Origin of the sequence: Pseudomonas sp. NY15435 (assembly GCF_048068295.1) — a bacterium.
Lineage (GTDB): Bacteria > Pseudomonadota > Gammaproteobacteria > Pseudomonadales > Pseudomonadaceae > Pseudomonas.
On the sequence record NZ_JBLUQA010000011.1, the window covers coordinates 154,644 to 171,946 of the forward strand.

Genomic DNA, 17,303 nt, shown 5'->3' on the forward strand with positions numbered 1-17,303 from the left:
GGCATTGCGCGCCCTGCGAGTTGACAGCGCCCGACCATCTCGCCACCTTGCACCCTACCTTCTGCCATGTTCCGACAGCCGACTCGCCTCCCGATGCACGACCTGATTCCCCAGGGCGCCCGCGACCTGGACAGCCTGCTGCAGACCCTTGCGCAGATTTCCCCGCTGCTCGATGCCATGCCTGGCGTGGTGTTCTTCATCAAGGACACCGCGGCGCGCTACGTGCTGGTCAACCAGACCCTGGCGCGGCGTTGCGGAGTGAAGGATGCCCGCGAGCTGCTCGGGCGCACCGCCGAGGAAGTCTTCCCGTCGCGCTTCGGCCCGATCTACACCGAGCAGGATCGCCGCGTGCTGGAAACCGGCGGCCAGCTCAGCGACCAGCTGGAGCTACATCTCTACCCCGGCCGGCAACCCGGCTGGTGCCTGACCCACAAACTGGCATTGCGTGATGCCGACGGCGCGGTGATCGGCATGGCGGGGATTTCCAGCGACCTGCAGGCGGCACAGTCCACGCATCCGGCGTACCAGCGCCTGGCGACGGTGGACGCCTACATCCGCGAACACTTCGACAAGCCGATCAATCTCGCCGAGCTGACCGAGCTGGCCGGGCTGTCCGTCGCGCAACTGGAACGTCACTGCAAGCGCATCTTCCAGCTCACGCCACGGCAGATGATCCACAAGGCGCGCCTGGGCGCGGCCACCCGCCTGCTCGGCGAGGACCTGCCGATCACCGAGATCGCCCTGCGCTGCGGCTACACCGATCACAGCGCCTTCAGTCGGCAGTTCCGCGCGCTGACCGGGCTGTCGCCTACGCAGTATCGCGAGTCGCAATCCGCACCCAGCTGACAGGCCCTCCGTAGGGGGCATAACGCCTACGGCGTTATGCGCCGACAGTCCAGGCGCTGAGATGGCGGATAAAGCGTGCCGCTTTATCCGCCCTACGGGCCTGAGCCTCCTGCGAGTTGCCTGGGCGGTTCGCGAGCAAGCTCGCTCCTACAGGAGGCCCGCGCGGCTGCTCTTCGTAGGAGCGAGCTTGCTCGCGAACCACCCCACCCCAACCAACCTGCGACACCTGAGTGCTCCCATAAGGGGCAGCGAAACACGCTCCTGCTTCATTTGGTAACAGCGACCGGACCGCGCCTACAGTTGTTTCGGAAGGGGCCCTGCAACCAATCCCCCCAACTCCGGGCCCTGCGACCCATGAGTCACGTCCGGATGGTTTTTGGCACATGCCTTGCTCTAAGAAATATCGTATACGAAATCCATAATACAAAAATCGCTGCACAACACTGACTCAGAGAGGCCCCCATGAAATTCACCCGAATTGCTCTAGCCCTCACCGCTGTGTTTCTCGTCGGCCAGGCCCAAGCCGACAAGCTCGACGACATCATCGAATCCGGCAAGCTGCGCTGCGCCGTGACCCTGGACTTCCCGCCCATGGGCTCGCGCGATGCGCAGAACAACCCGGTCGGCTTTGACGTCGACTACTGCAACGACCTGGCGAAGGTCCTTGGTGTTACCGCCGAAGTCGTCGAGACGCCCTTCCCGGATCGTATCCCCGCGCTGGTTTCCGGCCGCGCCGATGTGATCGTCGCCTCCACCTCCGACACCCTGGAGCGCGCCAAGACGGTCGCCATGACCATCCCCTACTTCGCCTTCCAGATGGTGGTGCTGACCCGCGAAGACACCGGCATCACCAAGTACGAGGACATCAAGGACCGCCCGGTGGGCAATACCAGCGGCACCTATGAGGCCATCGCGCTGGAGAAGGACGTGAAGAAATGGGGCGGCAAGGGCTCCTTCCGCGCCTACCAGAGCCAGAACGACACCATCCTCGCCGTCGCTCAGGGTCACATCGACGCCACCGTGGTCACCAACACCGTCGCCGCCTCCACCCTCAAGTCCGGCAAGTACAAGGGGCTGAAGGTCGTCGGCAACGCGCCCTATGTGATCGACTACGTGTCGCTGGCCGCTGCGCGCAACGAGTACGGCCTGATCCACTACCTCAACCTCTTCGTCAACCAGCAGGTCCGCACCGGCCGCTACGCCGAGCTGTACGAGAAGTGGGTCGGCGGCACCCCGGTCGACCTCACCGTTCCCCACGTGTACTACTGACGGCGGGCGCAACATGTCTTCGATGCAGGCTTCAAGGGTGCGGGACCTGCGCCTGACAGGGCGGGTCCTGATGGGGGGTAGCGCCGAAGGGGCGCTACTGACCGCCGACACCGGGCTGAGCTTCTGGGGTGGCGTCGAGCCCTTCAGCGGCGAGGTCATCGACCGCCACCATCCGCTGTCGGGCAGCTTCCTGCCCGGCCGGGTGCTGGCGATTCCCAGCGGACGCGGCTCCTGCACGGGCAGCAGCGTGATGCTGGAAATACTGCTCAACGGCCACGCGCCGGCAGCCCTGCTGCTGGCCGAGCCGGACGAAATCCTCACCCTCGGCGTACTGGTGGCGCAGGCGTTGTTCGGCTGCTCCATCCCGGTACTGTGCCTGGGGCGTGAAGGTTTCGCGCAGTTGTCCGCGGGCGGCTGGGCCCGCATCGAAGGCGACACCGTGACACTCAGCGCCGAGCGCCCTGCCGATGGTTGGCAGGGCGTGATGGCCAGCGACGCCGGCCCGTTGCCGGAAGGCTTGGCACTCACCGCCGGCGACCACGAACTGCTCGACGGTAAGCACGGCAAGGCCGCCCAGGCGGCCATGCAGATCGTCCTGCGCATGGCTGCGCTGCAAGGCGCGAAGGGCCTGCTGGATATCGCCCAGGCGCACATCGACGGTTGCATCTATACCGGCCCCGCCAGCCTGCGCTTCGCCCGCCAGCTGGCGGACTGGGGCGGCAAGGTGAAGGTGCCGACCACTCTCAATTCCATCTCCGTGGACCACCGCCGCTGGCGCGAGCTGGGCGTCGACAAGGCCTTCGGCGAGCCCGCTGCCGCGCTGGGCGATGCCTACATGGAGATGGGCGCGCAGATGAGCTACACCTGCGCGCCCTACCTGCTGGACAGCAAGCCGAGCCTCGGCGAGCAGGTCGTGTGGGCCGAGTCCAACGCCGTTGTTTATGCCAACAGCGTGCTCGGCGCGCGGACCCTGAAATACCCGGATTACCTCGACATCTGCATCGCCCTCACCGGCCGCGCGCCGAACGTCGGCAGCCACCGCGACGAAGGTCGGCTGGCCGTGCTGCGGATCGATGTCGAACTGCCGGCCGCCCACGACGAGTCGATCTTCCCGCTGCTCGGTTACCACATCGGCGAGCTGTGCGGCTCGCGCATCCCGGTGGTCGACGGCTTGCAGCCGCTGGCCCCGGACAACGATGCGCTGAAAGCCTTCGGCGCGGCCTTCGCCACCACCTCCGCCGCACCGATGTTCCACATCGCCGGGGTCACGCCGGAAGCGCCGGACGCCAGCACCGCCCTGGGCGGCAAGGCAGCGCAGGAACACCTGCGCGTCACCCCGGCGGACCTGATCGCCTCATGGCGCGAGCTGGACCACGCCAGCGAACCCGGCGTGCAACTGGTGTCCCTGGGCAACCCGCACTTCTCCGCCAGCGAATGTGCCGAGCTGGCCAAGCTGGTGGCCGGGCGCCGCAAGCATCCGGGCGTTGCACTGGTCATCGCCCTCGGCCGTGCCGTGCAGGAAAAGGCCCGCGCCGCCGGTGACGTGAAGGTGCTGGAGGACTTCGGCGCGCAACTGCTCAACGACACCTGCTGGTGCATGATCGGCGAGCCGGTGATCCCGCCGGCCTGCACCACACTGATGACCAACTCGGCGAAGTACGCCCACTACGGTCCGGGCCTGGCCGGGCGCCAGGTGCATTTCGGCAGCCTCGCCGCGTGCGTCGACGCTGCCTGCAGCGGGCGCGGTGACGGTGGCGTACCGCGCTGGCTGAGCGAGGGGGTGCGCTGATGTTCAACTACAGCTTCCATTGGCGCTCCGCCTTCAAGGCCCTGCCGGACATGCTCGGCGGCGCCTGGGTGACCCTGGAAACCGCCGCGCTGTCGATGATCCTCGGCGTGCTCATCGCACTGCTGCTGACCGTCATGCGGCAGATGAAGAACCCGCTGCTCAAGGGCTTCGCCGACACCTGGGTATCGATTGCACGCAACACCCCGTCGCTGTTCCAGATCTACATCCTGTATTTCGGCCTGGGTTCCTTCGGCCTGCACGTCAGCTCCTGGGTGGCGTTGCTGGCGGGGATCACCTTCAACAACGCCGGCTACCTCGCGGAGAACTTCCGCGGCGGCCTCAAGGCCGTGCCGGACACCCAGATGCGCGCCGCGCGCTCGCTGGGCATGAGCGCCTTCCAGGCGTACCGGATGATCATCGTTCCGCAGCTGCTGCGCATCGTCTATTACCCGCTCACAAATCAAATGGTCTGGGCGGTGCTGATGACCTCGCTGGGCGTAGTGGTGGGCCTGAACAACGACCTCACCGGCGTGACCCAGGACTTCAACGTGCGCACCTTCCGCACCTTCGAGTACTTCGCCCTGGCCGCGGTGCTCTATTACCTCATCGCCAAGGTCATCGTGGTGGTCGCCCGCCTGTTGAGCTGGCGACTGTTCCGCTACTAGGAGAAGCACGCATGTTTTCCACGAGCTTCACCGTCAATGACCTGATGTTCCTGCTGCAAGGGGCCTGGGTCACCGTCAAGCTGACCGTCGGCGCCATGCTCATCGGCACCCTCGCCGGCATCGTGCTGGGCTGGCTGCGCGCCACCCTGCCGCGCGCCACGATGCCGGTCGGCTGGTTCCTCGACATCTTCAGAAGCGTGCCGCTGCTGATCCAGTTCGTGCTCTTCAACTCGCTGAAAAGCATCGTCGGCCTGAACTGGAGCGCCTTCACCGTCGGCTGCCTGGTGCTGGGCGTCTACGCGGCGGCGTTCTGCACCGAGATCATCCGCAGCGGCATCCTCGCCGTCGGCCCGAACATCCGCCGCGCCAGCCGCTCGCTGGGCCTGACCTACTGGCAGGACCTGCGCTACATCGTGCTGCCGCTGGCGGCGCGGGTGGCCTTCCCCGGCTGGCTGAACCTGGTGCTGGGGGTGATGAAGGACACCGCGCTGGTCATGTGGATCGGCATCGTCGAACTGCTCCGCGCCTCGCAGACCATCGTGACGCGCATCCAGGAACCCCTGCTGGTGCTGTGCATCGCCGGGGTCATCTATTACCTCATGAGTTGGGTCGTGGCGCGCCTCGGTGCCCGGCTGGAACAAAGGTGGCAGGAAAATGATTGAAATCGACAATGTGCACAAAGCCTACGGCGATCTCGAAGTGGTCAAGGGCGTCAGCCTGACCGTGAAGAAGGGCGAGGTGGTCTCGATCATCGGCGGCTCGGGTTCGGGCAAGTCCACCCTGCTGATGTGCATCAACGGCCTGGAGCCGATCCAGCGCGGCAAGATCCGCGTCGACGGCATCGAGGTCCACGCCAAGACCACCGACCTGAACAAGCTGCGGCAGAAGATCGGCATCGTCTTCCAGCAGTGGAACGCCTTCCCGCACCTGACCGTGCTGGAGAACGTCATGCTCGCCCCGCGCAAGGTGCTCGGCCTGCCCAGGGAAGAGGCCGAGGCGATGGCGGTCAAGCAGCTCAAGCACGTCGGCCTGGGCGACAAGCTCAAGGTGTTCCCGCAGAAGCTTTCCGGCGGGCAGCAGCAGCGCATGGCAATTGCCCGCGCGCTGGCCATGTCGCCGGACTACATGCTGTTCGACGAAGCCACCTCGGCGCTCGACCCGCAACTGGTGGGCGAAGTGCTCGACACCATGCGCCTGCTCGCCGAAGAGGGCATGACCATGGTGCTGGTGACCCACGAAATCCGCTTCGCCCGCGATGTGTCCGACCGCGTGGCGTTCTTCCGCGAAGGGCTGGTGCATGAGATCGGCACGCCGGACCAGGTGATCGTCAATCCGCAGCGGGCGGAGACGGCGGAGTTCCTGAGGTCGGTGAACTAGGCCGTTGATGAACTAGAGACAAGAGCCCCTCTCCCTAACCCTCTCCCGCATGCGGGAGAGGGGACTGGATCGGAGCAGGTTGATGCCTTGGCGTCAGCCGGCACGGACGGCGCCCTCTCCCTTCAGGGAGAGGGCTGGGGAGAGGGAAAACGGGCCGCTAGAGAATCAGGAGAGAGCAATGCGTTCAAGCAAGATCATCCACGTCGTCAGCTGCCACGCCGAAGGCGAAGTCGGCGACGTCATCGTCGGCGGCGTCGCCCCGCCGCCAGGCGACACCGTGTGGGCGCAGTCGCGCTTCATCGCCAGCGACAACACCCTGCGCAACTTCGTCCTCAACGAGCCACGCGGCGGTGTGTTCCGCCATGTGAACCTGCTGGTACCGCCGAAAGACCCGCGCGCGCAGATGGCCTGGATCATCATGGAGCCGGCGGACGTTCCGCCGATGTCCGGCTCCAACTCGCTGTGCGTCAGCACCGTGCTGCTCGACAGCGGCATCCTGCCGATGCAGGAGCCGCAGACGCGCCTGACCCTGGAAGCGCCGGGCGGCCTGATCGAAGCCGTGGCCGACTGCAAGGACGGCAAGGTGCAGCGCGTGGAAGTGCGCAACCTGCCCTCCTTCGCCGACAAGCTCGATGCCTGGATCGAAGTGGAAGGGCTCGGTTCGCTGCAGGTGGATACCGCCTACGGCGGCGACAGCTTCGTGCTCGCCGATGCCCACGCACTGGGCTTTACCCTGCACGCCTCGGAGGCCGCCGACCTGGTCGCCACCGGCCTGAAGATCACCCGCGCAGCGAACCAGCAACTGGGCTTCAAGCACCCGGAAAACCACGACTGGGCACACATCTCCTTCTGCCAGCTGACCGCGCCGGTGGAGCGTATCGACGGCGTGCTGCACGGCCGCAACGCGGTGGTCATCCGGCCCGGCAAGATCGACCGCTCGCCCTGCGGCACCGGTTGCTCGGCGCGCATGGCGGTACTGCATGCCAAGGGCCAGCTGAAAGACGGCGAGCGCTTCGTCGGCCACTCGATCATCGATTCCAAATTCCACTGCCGCATCGACGGCCTCACCAGCGTCGGCGACAAGCCAGCCATCCATCCGTGCATTTCCGGTCGTGCCTGGATCACCGGTACTCACCAGCACCTGCTCGACCCGAGCGATCCCTGGCCCGAAGGCTATCGGCTCTCGGATACCTGGCCGAACGGTTACTGATTTTCCCTTTCAACCCTGATTCGCCGCGTAGCGGCACCCGACGACGAAAATTCAGGGAAGCCTCCCAGAACTTTCGTATACGAAATACGACAATTGGAGAAAAACATGAGCAAGAAGGTCAATTGGAGTGGCGTGTTCCCCGCGGTGACCACTCAGTTCAACGACGATTTCTCGGTCAACCTGGAAGCTACCCACAAGGTGATCTCCAACCTGGTGCGCGACGGCGTGTCGGGCCTGGTGGTGTGCGGCAGCGTGGGCGAGAACACCTCGCTGTCCATCGAGGAGAAGATGGCCGTCACCGAAGTCGCCAAGGACGCCTCCGGCGGCCGCGTGCCGGTGATCTGCGGCATCGCAGAGTTCACCAGCCACGGCGCCTCGCAAGTGGCCAAGGCCGTGCAGAAGGTCGGCGTCGACGGCATCATGGTGATGCCCGCGCTGGTCTACTCCTCCAAGCCCCACGAGACCGCCGCGCACTTCCGCAGCGTGGCCACCAGCACCGACCTGCCGGTGATGGTCTACAACAACCCGCCGATCTACAAGAACGACGTCACCCCGGACATCCTCATTTCCCTGGCCGACTGCGAGAACATCGTCTGCTTCAAGGACAGCTCCGGCGACACCCGCCGCTTCATCGACGTACGCAATGAAGTGGGCAACCGCTTCATCCTCTTCGCCGGCCTCGATGACGTGGTGCTGGAAAGCATTGCCGTGGGCGCGGAAGGCTGGATCTCCGGCATGTCCAACGTTTTCCCGCAGGAAGGCGAGACCATCTTCCGCCTGTGCAAGGCCGGCCGTTATGAAGAAGCCATGCCGATCTACGAATGGCTGATGCCGATCCTCCACCTCGACGCCCGTCCGGACCTGGTGCAGTGCATCAAGCTGTGCGAAGAGATCGCCGGCCGCGGCACCGCCCTCACCCGCCCGCCGCGCCTGGCGCTGCAAGGCGCGGATCGCGAGCACGTGGAGACGATCATGGCCAAGGCGCTGGCGAATCGGCCGAAGCTGCCTGACGTCGGACTCTGAGTGGCGACCAGAGGAAAGAGAGGTCGTCCGTGCGGACCGGAACTCCCTCGTTCACTCGCATGCTCGATTCTCTCTCCCTAACCCTAGCTACGCGCCTCGCTCCGAAGGGAGAGGGGGACTGGTTCGGCGTGAAGAAAAACAACGTGCTCTGCCTGCAACCCAGGCATCAGAAGAGCACCGCTACCCGAGCCACTCGGACACTCCCTCTCCCTTCAGGGAGAGGGCTGGGGAGAGGGGCTCTTCGCCGCACCGAAATCCAGCACCAGAGAGCCCACCCATGACCGCTCAGAACTTCATCGCCGGCCAGCGCGTCGGCGCCGGCACCACCCGCCTGCAGAGCCTTGACGCCAGCACCGGCGAAGCCCTGCCCCGCGAATTCCTCCAGGCCACCGAAGCCGAAGTCGACGCCGCCGCCCGCGCCGCCGAAGCCGCCTTCCCGGCCTATAACGCGCTGTCGCCGGAACGCCGCGCGCAATTCCTCGACGCCATCGCCAGCGAACTCGAAGCCCTCGGCGACGACTTCATCGCCACCGTCTGCCGCGAGACCGCGCTGCCCGCCGCCCGTATCCAGGGCGAACGCGGCCGCACCGCGAACCAGATGCGACTGTTCGCCAAGGTACTGCGGCTCGGCGACTTCCTCGGTGCGCGCATCGACCGCGCGCTGCCCGAGCGCCAACCACTGCCACGCCCGGACCTGCGCCAGTACCGCACCGGCGTCGGCCCAGTGGCCGTGTTCGGCGCCAGCAACTTCCCGCTGGCCTTCTCCACCGCCGGCGGCGACACCGCCGCCGCCCTCGCCGCCGGATGCCCCGTCGTGGTGAAAGCCCATAGCGGCCACATGGCGACTGCCGAACTCGTCGGCGAAGCGATCGTCCGCGCGGCCGAATCCACCGGCATGCCGGCCGGCGTGTTCAACATGATCTACGGCGCCGGCGTCGGTGAGCCGCTGGTCAAGCACCCGGCGATCCAGGCGGTCGGCTTCACCGGCTCGCTCAAGGGCGGTCGAGCACTGTGCGACCTGGCGGCGGCGCGCCCGCAGCCGATCCCGGTTTTCGCCGAGATGAGCAGCATCAACCCGGTTCTGGTCCTGCCCGCCGCACTGCAAGCACGCGGTGAGAAAGTCGCCCGCGAGCTGGTCGATTCCGTGGTCATGGGTTGCGGCCAGTTCTGCACCAACCCCGGCCTTGTAATCGGTATCGCTTCGCCGGCCTTCAGCCTGTTCACCGCCAACCTGATCGCCGAGATCGGCCAGCGCCCGGCGCAGACCATGCTCAACGCCGGCACCCTGAAAAGCTACGAGAAGGGCATCGCCAGGCTGCTCACCCACCCCGGCCTGCGTCATCTCGCCGGGCAGCCGCAGGAAGGCGCGCAGGCGTTCCCGCAACTGTTGCAGGCCAACGCCAGCCTGCTGCTGGAAGGCGAGGAACTGCTGCAGGAAGAAGTCTTCGGTCCGACCACCATCGTCGTCGAAGTGGCCGATGAAGCCGAACTGCGCCGCGCGCTGGACGGCCTGCACGGCCAGCTCACCGCCACACTGATCGCCGAACCGGACGACCTCGCACGCTTCGCCGCCCTGGTGCCGGTGCTGGAGCGCAAGGCCGGTCGCCTGCTGATCAACGGCTATCCGACCGGCGTGGAAGTCTGCGACGCCATGGTTCACGGCGGCCCCTATCCGGCGACCTCCGACGCGCGTGGCACGTCCGTCGGTAGCCTGGCCATCGACCGCTTCCTGCGCCCGGTGTGCTACCAGAACTACCCGGATGCGCTACTGCCCGAAGCGCTGAAGGACGCCAACCCGCTGGGTATCGCGCGGCTGGTGGATGGCGAGACGACGCGCAACGCGGTGACTCGCTGAAGGGTTCGTCGGCGCGGGAGTGAACTGTCGGCCAGTCCCGCGCCGATGCTCAGCCCCGGCCTTGCGCCGGGGCTTTTTTATGCGCCGCTTTTCGTAGGAGCGAGCTTGCTCGCGAACCGCCCCAGCAGCGGAGCCAAGCTGTTCGCGAGCAAGCTCGCTCCTACATGGGCGGCTCGCTATGCGAGCAGCCTGCGCAAATCGGCATACAGCGAATCGCTGATCTCCACGCCCTCGCTCAGACTGCGTTCGCGCGCCGCGAAACGCCGCTGCGATGGCAAACGCGCGCCCATGTCGACGATGGACTCGAACAAGGTCTCGGCCCGCGCCAGATGCTGCGCAGCCTCCGCACCGAGGAAGCGCGCCGGGTCGATGGCGATCAGCAACTCGCCGTGATGGGGCGATGATTTCGTGCCCTCATCGAACACCGTGGATTCGGCACTGGTCAGGTCGCCGATCAGCGGCCCGGCGATCAGCTCGACCATGGTCGCCAGCGCCGAGCCCTTGTGCCCGCCGAAGGTCAGCATGGCGCCGTCGAGCACGGCGCTCGCATCCGTACTGGGATTGCCCTGCGCATCGATGCCCCAGCCCAGCGGGATCGCCTTGCCCTCGCGCTCGTGCAACTGGATTTCCCCGCGCGCCACCACCGTGGTGGCAAAGTCGAAGACGTAGGGGTTCTGGCCCACACGCGGCCAGCCGAAAGCGATGGGGTTGGTGCCGAACAATGGCCGCGTCCCGCCGGCCGGCGCCACATAGGCCTGGGCCGGCGTAACGGCCAGGGCTACCAGGCCATGGGCGACGATCCGCTCGATCTCCACCCACAGCGCGGAAAAGTGCACGCAATGGTTGACCGCCATCGCGGCGATGCCCTGGCTGCGAGCCTTCTCCACCAGTTTCGGCAGCCCGAGATCGAACGCGCACTGAGAGAAACCGCCCTTGGCGTCCACCCGCACCAGCGCCGGGGCCGGTTCCGACAGCTCCGGCACGGCATCGAGCGAAACCTTGCCGGCGCGCGCCGTGTGGATGCAGCCAAGCAACCGCCACACCCCGTGGGAGGTACAGCCATCACGCTCGCCGGCCAGCACCGTCTCGGTCACGCCCTGCACGTGGGGCTCGCTGAAACCGTGGCGATGCAGGATCGCTTCGGACAGTTCGCGCAGTTCTTCCAGGCTCAGTCGGGTCACGCCATCCTCCTCGGTTGCTACAAAAGACTGCGGCAATCCGCCGCCGGTCGGTGATCGTGTCTACAGTGGATGCTCGCGCCAAGGCCCGCTTGCGTGCAATCGTCGGCAGCGACGACGATTTCGGCACAGCCTGTCGCACCATTTCCGACTATCCGGTCGTCCGAAGGATTGGCCCCACGTTGCTTGGGCCAATCCTGAGCTTCGGGTAAACTTCCGCATCTTTGCCTTCTCATAACGATCAGCCTGATGCCCACGACGTTTCACGAGATTCCCCGCGCGCGCCCTGCCACGCCCCTGCTCGACCGCGCCAGCACGCCGGTCGAGCTGCGTCGGCTGGGCGAGACGGAGCTGCTGACCCTCGCTGACGAACTGCGCCAGTACCTGCTGTACAGCGTCGGCCAGACCGGCGGCCACTTCGGCGCAGGCCTGGGCGTCATCGAACTGACGGTGGCCCTGCACTACGTCTTCGACACCCCGGACGACCGTCTGGTGTGGGACGTCGGCCACCAGGCCTACCCGCACAAGATCCTCACCGGCCGCCGCGAACGCATGGGCAGCCTGCGCCAGAAGGACGGCCTGGCCGCCTTCCCGCGCCGCTCGGAGAGCGAGTACGACACCTTTGGCGTCGGTCATTCCAGTACCTCCATCAGCGCGGCTCTCGGCATGGCCATCGCCGCGCGCATGCAGGGCTCCAGTCGCAAGTCGGTGGCGGTGATCGGTGACGGCGCGCTGACCGCCGGCATGGCCTTCGAGGCGCTCAACCACGCGTCGGAAGTAAAGGCCGACATGCTGGTGATCCTCAACGACAACGACATGTCGATCTCCAACAACGTCGGCGGCCTGTCCAACTACCTGGCCAAGATCCTCTCCAGCCGCACCTACAGCAGCATGCGAGAAGGCAGCAAGAAGGTGCTCTCGCGCCTGCCCGGCGCCTGGGAGATCGCCCGCCGCACCGAGGAATACGCCAAGGGCATGCTGGTCCCCGGCACCCTGTTCGAGGAGCTGGGCTGGAACTACATCGGCCCCATCGACGGCCACGACCTGCCCACCCTGATCGCCACCCTGCGCAACATGCGTGACCTCAAGGGCCCGCAGTTCCTCCACGTGGTGACCAAGAAGGGCAAGGGCTTCGGCCCGGCCGAGATCGACCCGATCGGCTACCACGCCATCACCAAGCTCGAACCCGAAGGCGCCCCCGCCCACGCCGTGCCGAAGAAGACCGGCGGGCCGAAGTACTCCAGCGTATTCGGCCAGTGGCTGTGCGACATGGCGGCCCAGGACCCGCGCCTGGTCGGCATCACCCCGGCAATGAAGGAAGGCTCCGACCTGGTCGCCTTCGCCGACAGGTTCCCGGACCGCTACTTCGACGTCGCCATCGCCGAGCAGCACGCCGTGACCCTGGCGGCCGGCATGGCCTGCGATGGCGCCAAACCGGTGGTGGCGATCTACTCCACCTTCCTGCAGCGCGGCTACGACCAACTGATCCACGACGTCGCGGTGCAGAACCTCGATGTGCTGTTCGCCATCGACCGCGCCGGTCTGGTCGGCGAAGACGGCCCGACCCACGCCGGCAGCTTCGACCTCTCCTACCTGCGCTGCATCCCCGGCATGCTGGTGATGACCCCCAGCGACGAGAACGAACTGCGCAAGCTGCTCACCACCGGCCATCACTTCGAAGGCCCGGCGGCGGTGCGCTACCCGCGCGGTACCGGCCCGAACGCCAGCATCGAAGCCGAACTGGCCCCGGTGGAAATCGGCAAGGGCGTGGTGCGCCGTGAAGGCAAGGCTGGCAAGGTCGCCTTCCTGGTGTTCGGCGTGCAACTGGCCGAAGCGCTGAAAGTGGCCGAGCAGTTCGACGCAACCGTCGCCGACATGCGCTTCGTCAAGCCGCTGGACGAAGAACTGGTACGCCAGTTGGCCGCCAGCCACGAGCTGCTGGTGACCGTCGAGGAAAACTCGGTGATGGGTGGCGCCGGCGCCGCCGTCAGCGAATTCCTCGCCCGCGAGAACCTCCAGCAGCCGATCCTGCACCTGGGCCTGCCGGACTACTACGTCGAGCACGCCAAACCGGCACAGATGCTCGCGGAGTGCGGGCTGGACGCCGCCGGCATCGAAGCCTCGGTGAAGGCACGCCTGGAGGCCCTCGGCAACCGCTGAGACCGATCGGCGCATCCCTCCCCGGGAGTATTGCCAGTGACGGGCGCACCGACTAAGGTGCGCCCGTTTTCGTTCGAGGTAACGGGAAGCAGGTGAAAGACCTGCGCTGCCCCCGCAACGGTAACCGACGCGCCCCAAGGGAGCGCAGCATCGCCATGGCCACTGCTCTTGTGGGAAGGCGGCGATGTGACGTCGGCAGCCCGGAGACCGCCCTCGACACGCCCCGACAGGTGTTGCGGAGGGCCGCACCGTCAAGTGCGGCCTGCCGCCCTTGCCACGCCCTCCTCGAAAGTCATCCGACCGCTTTTGAGGACGTTCCATGAAACTGACCCGACTCGCCCTGGCCACCAGCCTGCTGCCCGGCATGGCCTTCGCCGCTGGCGACATCTACACGCTCTCCGACCAGGTGATCACCTCCGCCCGCCAGGCCCAGCCGCGCGCCGAAGCCACCTCGGCCAACAGCGTGTTCACCCGCGCCGACATCGAACGCCTGCAGGTGCGCAGCGTCCCCGCCCTGCTCGCCCGCGTGCCCGGCGTGCAGATGGGCAGCTCCGGCGGCGTGGTGTCCTACTCCGTGCGCGGTACCAGCACTGCGCAGACCCTGGTACTGGTGGACGGCCAGCGCGTCGCCTCGGCCAGCAGCGGCATCGCCCGCCTGGACTACCTGAGCATCGACAGCATCGAGCGCGTCGAAGTGACCCGCGGCCCGCGCTCGGCGCTGTATGGCGCCGACGCCATCGGCGGGGTCATCCAGATCTTCACCCGCCGCGGCGAAGCCGGCCTGCACCCGGAAGTGCGCCTGGCCGCCGGCAGCCACGGCACCTTCGAGCGCAGCCTGAGCCTCTCCGGCGGCAACGAGCAGACCCGCTACAACCTCGGTGGCAGCCTCGACGAGAGCCAGGGCTGGGACCGCACCAGCGACAACGTCGGCGCCGACAACGACCACGACGCCCAGCGCAACAAGGCCGTGCACCTGAACCTGGACCATCGCTTCAGCGATGACTGGAAGGCCGGGCTGAACCTCAATGACCAGCGCGGCAAGAACGAATACGACGACGCCTACAACTTCGAGCCCGGTACGCCGCAGGACGAATTCCGCGTCAGCAGCTACAGCACCTACCTCGACGGCCAGATCACCAAGATGTGGAACAGCCGCCTGGAGCTGGGCCGCAGCTACGACCGCAACAAGGCCGTGGGCGCCGCCGACAGCTGGAACAACGGCACGCTGGAAACCACCCGCCACTCGGCGAGCTGGACCAACCGCCTGCAACTGGACGAAGCCAACCAGTTGGCCCTGGGCGCCGACTGGTACGAAGACAGGGTCGATGGCACCACCGCCTTTGCCGAGGACCAGCGCAGCAACCGCGCCTTCTTCGCCCAGCACAGCTTCAAGGGCGACAGCTTCGGCGCCGAACTGGGCATCCGCCACGACAACAACCAGGCCTACGGCAGCCAGAACAGCTGGAACGCCGCCTTCAGCCTGCCGGTGGGCGAAAGCCAGACCTGGATTGCCAGCTACGGCGAAGGCTTCCGCGCGCCGACCTTCAGCGACCTCTACTACCCCGGCGCGAGCAACCCGGACTTGAAGGCCGAGACCTCGAAAACCTACGAACTGCAATGGCGCGGGGACATCGAAGGCACGCACCTGGAAGCCTCGCTGTACCGCACCGAGATCGACGACCTGATCGCCTGGGACAGCACCAGCAACCAGCCGGAGAACATCAACAAGGCGCGCATCGATGGCTTCGAAGCCAGCGTCGCCCGCGAGGTGCTGGGCTGGCAGGCCGCGCTCGGCCTGAGTCTGATCGACCCGCGCGACCGCGACAGCGGCCACACTCTGCCTTACCGCGCGCGCCGCACCCTGAGCCTGGACCTCGACCGGCAGTTCGGCGCCTTCGGCGTCGGCGGCACCTGGCGCGCCGTCAGCCAGCGTTATGACGACGCGGCCAATACCCGCGAACTGTCCGGCTACGGCGTGCTCGACCTGCGCACCAGCTGGCTGGCCAGCGATGAAATCCGCTTCGACCTGAAACTGGATAACGCCCTGGACCGCGACTACACCCTGGGTGACTACCTGCGCCCGACCAGCCCGACGGACTTCATGGGCGAAGCCCGTCCCTACCGCGAGCCGGGCCGTACCGCGCTGCTGGCGGTGACCTGGACGCCGGAGCTTTAAGAGAAGCAGCCTGACGGCCCCCGTAGGAGCGGATGTTTCCGCGATGTTCTGGCGTGTTCGAATGCCGATCGCGGACGGAGTCCGCTCCTACGCGAAACCCGACCTATAGGCGCGGGCGATGAGCCTGCAAGGAGGCCGGGAACCGGGAGCGGAAGGCAGATCGCGAGCAAGCTCGCTCCTACAGGGTTGGCGTGCAGGGATATCCCTGAGCTTCCCGATTTGCTCTTCGTAGGAGCGAGCTTGCTCGCGAACCCGCAGGGCAGCGGACTAAACCAGAACCCCCGCCATCCGCCCCAGCTCCGCGCAGTCCTGCGCATGCCAGTCCGTCAGCTCCGGCCAGGGATTCTCTGCAAGGTTGACCAAAGCACTGTGCGCCCCGGCGGCACGGGCACAGTCGAGGTCGAAGCGGTAATCGCCAACCATCAGCATCTTCTGCGGCGCCACGTCCCAGCGCGCGGCGAAGCGCAGCAGGCCGTCCGGGCTGGGCTTGGGATCGGCCTCGCCGCGGCCGAGAACATCCTCGGTCAGGAAGCAATCACCAATGCCAATCGCAGCCAGCGTGATCAGCGCCAGCTCATGGGCGTTGCGCGTCAGAATGCCCAGTCGGTATCCCGCGCCATGCAGCGCACGCACCAGTTCCACCGCGCCCGGCGCGGCAGTCGAAGCCACCGCCAGCTCACGCTCGTGCTCCAGCAGCCAGGCATGCTTGGCCGCCGCCTCGTCCTCCGGCAGCGCGGCCAGGTGGGTGAGGATGTCGTGCTCCTGGGGAATCCCCAGGGCGCGCTTGATTGCCGGGAAGTCGTGCACCGCCAGGGTCAGGGTGCCGTCCATGTCGAACACCCAGTGGCGAATCTCGCCCAGGCTCGTGGCTGGGTTCATGCCCAGTCCTCGCGGCGGCGGATCAGGCCTTCCTGGGTGGAGGAAGCAACCAGCTGGCCGTCACGGTTGAAGATGCTGCCGCGCACAAAGCCACGACCGTTGCCGGCCCAGGGGCTGTCGATGGCGTAGAGCAGCCATTCGTCCGCGCGCAGGTCGCGGTGGAACCACACGGAATGGTCGATGGTGGCGACCTGCATGTCCTTCTGCCAGACCGAGCGGCCGTGGGGCAGCAGCGAGGTGGTGAGGAAGCCGAAGTCCGAGGCGTAGGCGAGGATGTACTTGTGCAGCGCCGGCACGTCCGGCAGCTTGCCGTCGGCGCGCAGCCAGAGGTACTTGATCGGCTCGCCGACCTCGGGGTCGTAAGGGTCGTTCTCCGTCACCGGGCGGATTTCGATGGGTTTGGGGTAGAGCAGCTTGTCGCGAATGCGTTCGGGGAACTGCGCGGCACTGCGCTTCTTCAGTTCCTGATCGGTCGGCAGGTTCTCCGGGCCGACCACGTCGGGCATGCTGATCTGGTGCTCGAAGCCTTCCTCGTCGGTCTGGAACGAGGTGCTCAGGGCGAAGATCGGCTGGCCCTTCTGGATCGCGGTGACGCGGCGGGTGCTGAAGGTGCCGCCATCGCGCACGCGATCGACCTGATAGACGACCGGCTTGCTGGCATCGCCCGGACGCAGGAAGTAGCCGTGCATCGAGTGCACATGGCGCTCCGGCTCGACGGTCTGGCTGGCCGCCGACAGCGCCTGGCCGAGTACCTGTCCGCCGTACAGCTGGCGGAACCCGAGGTCCTGGCTCGTGCCGCGGAACAGGTTCTCTTCGATCTGTTCCAGGCTCAGCAGAGCCACCAGGTTGTCCAGGATCTGGGTCATGCGCGTTGTG

General features: G+C 66.7%; 14 protein-coding genes and 1 riboswitch. Of the genes, 11 read left to right on the top strand and 3 right to left on the bottom strand.

The window, feature by feature from the left end:
- Positions 1-66: 66 nt before the first annotated feature.
- From ACNFH5_RS23780 to ACNFH5_RS23820, 9 genes are all read left to right on the top strand, one after another.
- Positions 67-846 (top strand): helix-turn-helix domain-containing protein, encoded by a 780-nt coding sequence (locus ACNFH5_RS23780; protein WP_416750221.1) that lies wholly within the window; start codon positions 67-69, stop codon positions 844-846.
- Between the two features lie 462 nt (positions 847-1,308).
- Positions 1,309-2,115, top strand: a complete 807-nt coding sequence (locus ACNFH5_RS23785; RefSeq protein WP_416750223.1) for a transporter substrate-binding domain-containing protein — start codon at positions 1,309-1,311, stop codon at positions 2,113-2,115.
- Positions 2,116-2,185: 70 nt separating this feature from the next.
- A complete protein-coding gene (locus ACNFH5_RS23790; RefSeq protein ID WP_416750358.1) occupies positions 2,186-3,904 on the top strand; it encodes an aconitase X in 1,719 nt (572 codons plus the stop codon).
- The gene (locus ACNFH5_RS23795; protein WP_024764661.1) at positions 3,904-4,569 is read left to right on the top strand and encodes an amino acid ABC transporter permease; all 666 of its coding nucleotides are present in this window, start codon (positions 3,904-3,906) and stop codon (positions 4,567-4,569) included. Before ACNFH5_RS23790 ends, ACNFH5_RS23795 begins: the two co-directional genes overlap by 1 nt.
- A gap of 11 nt (positions 4,570-4,580) precedes the next feature.
- Entirely contained in the window at positions 4,581-5,231 is a 651-nt protein-coding gene (locus ACNFH5_RS23800) for an amino acid ABC transporter permease (RefSeq protein ID WP_416750225.1), read from the top strand.
- Positions 5,224-5,946 (top strand): amino acid ABC transporter ATP-binding protein, encoded by a 723-nt coding sequence (locus ACNFH5_RS23805; RefSeq protein WP_315808805.1) that lies wholly within the window; start codon positions 5,224-5,226, stop codon positions 5,944-5,946. Before ACNFH5_RS23800 ends, ACNFH5_RS23805 begins: the two co-directional genes overlap by 8 nt.
- A 178-nt stretch (positions 5,947-6,124) precedes the next feature.
- On the top strand, positions 6,125-7,156 hold the full coding sequence (locus ACNFH5_RS23810; protein ID WP_416750228.1) for a trans-3-hydroxy-L-proline dehydratase: 1,032 nt from the start codon (positions 6,125-6,127) through the stop codon (positions 7,154-7,156).
- Positions 7,157-7,261: 105 nt separating this feature from the next.
- Positions 7,262-8,179, top strand: coding sequence for a dihydrodipicolinate synthase family protein (locus tag ACNFH5_RS23815; protein ID WP_015475498.1), 918 nt, complete (start codon positions 7,262-7,264; stop codon positions 8,177-8,179).
- A 277-nt stretch (positions 8,180-8,456) separates the two neighbouring features.
- Positions 8,457-10,034: an aldehyde dehydrogenase (NADP(+)) gene (locus ACNFH5_RS23820; RefSeq protein ID WP_416750230.1), complete on the top strand. Its 1,578-nt coding sequence runs from the start codon at positions 8,457-8,459 to the stop codon at positions 10,032-10,034.
- A 176-nt stretch (positions 10,035-10,210) separates the two neighbouring features.
- Here ACNFH5_RS23820 and ACNFH5_RS23825 read toward each other — a convergent pair whose 3' ends face one another.
- Positions 10,211-11,215: an Ldh family oxidoreductase gene (locus ACNFH5_RS23825; protein WP_416750232.1), complete on the bottom strand. Its 1,005-nt coding sequence runs from the start codon at positions 11,213-11,215 to the stop codon at positions 10,211-10,213.
- Positions 11,216-11,461: 246 nt separating this feature from the next.
- On the opposite strand from ACNFH5_RS23825, the gene dxs reads away from it, so the two are divergent.
- Entirely contained in the window at positions 11,462-13,372 is a 1,911-nt protein-coding gene (gene dxs / locus ACNFH5_RS23830; protein WP_416750234.1) for a 1-deoxy-D-xylulose-5-phosphate synthase, read from the top strand.
- A gap of 37 nt (positions 13,373-13,409) precedes the next feature.
- Positions 13,410-13,603, top strand: a riboswitch (cobalamin riboswitch).
- A gap of 88 nt (positions 13,604-13,691) precedes the next feature.
- Positions 13,692-15,548, top strand: a complete 1,857-nt coding sequence (locus tag ACNFH5_RS23835) for a TonB-dependent receptor domain-containing protein (protein WP_416750236.1) — start codon at positions 13,692-13,694, stop codon at positions 15,546-15,548.
- Positions 15,549-15,815: 267 nt separating this feature from the next.
- Here ACNFH5_RS23835 and ACNFH5_RS23840 read toward each other — a convergent pair whose 3' ends face one another.
- Positions 15,816-16,427 carry an HAD family hydrolase gene (locus ACNFH5_RS23840; protein ID WP_416750238.1) on the bottom strand — a complete coding sequence of 204 codons (612 nt, stop codon included), beginning with the start codon at positions 16,425-16,427 and terminating at the stop codon, positions 15,816-15,818.
- Positions 16,424-17,293, bottom strand: a complete 870-nt coding sequence (tesB, locus tag ACNFH5_RS23845) for an acyl-CoA thioesterase II (protein ID WP_416750240.1) — start codon at positions 17,291-17,293, stop codon at positions 16,424-16,426. The genes ACNFH5_RS23840 and tesB overlap by 4 nt, the downstream gene beginning before the upstream one ends.
- Positions 17,294-17,303: the final 10 nt, after the last annotated feature.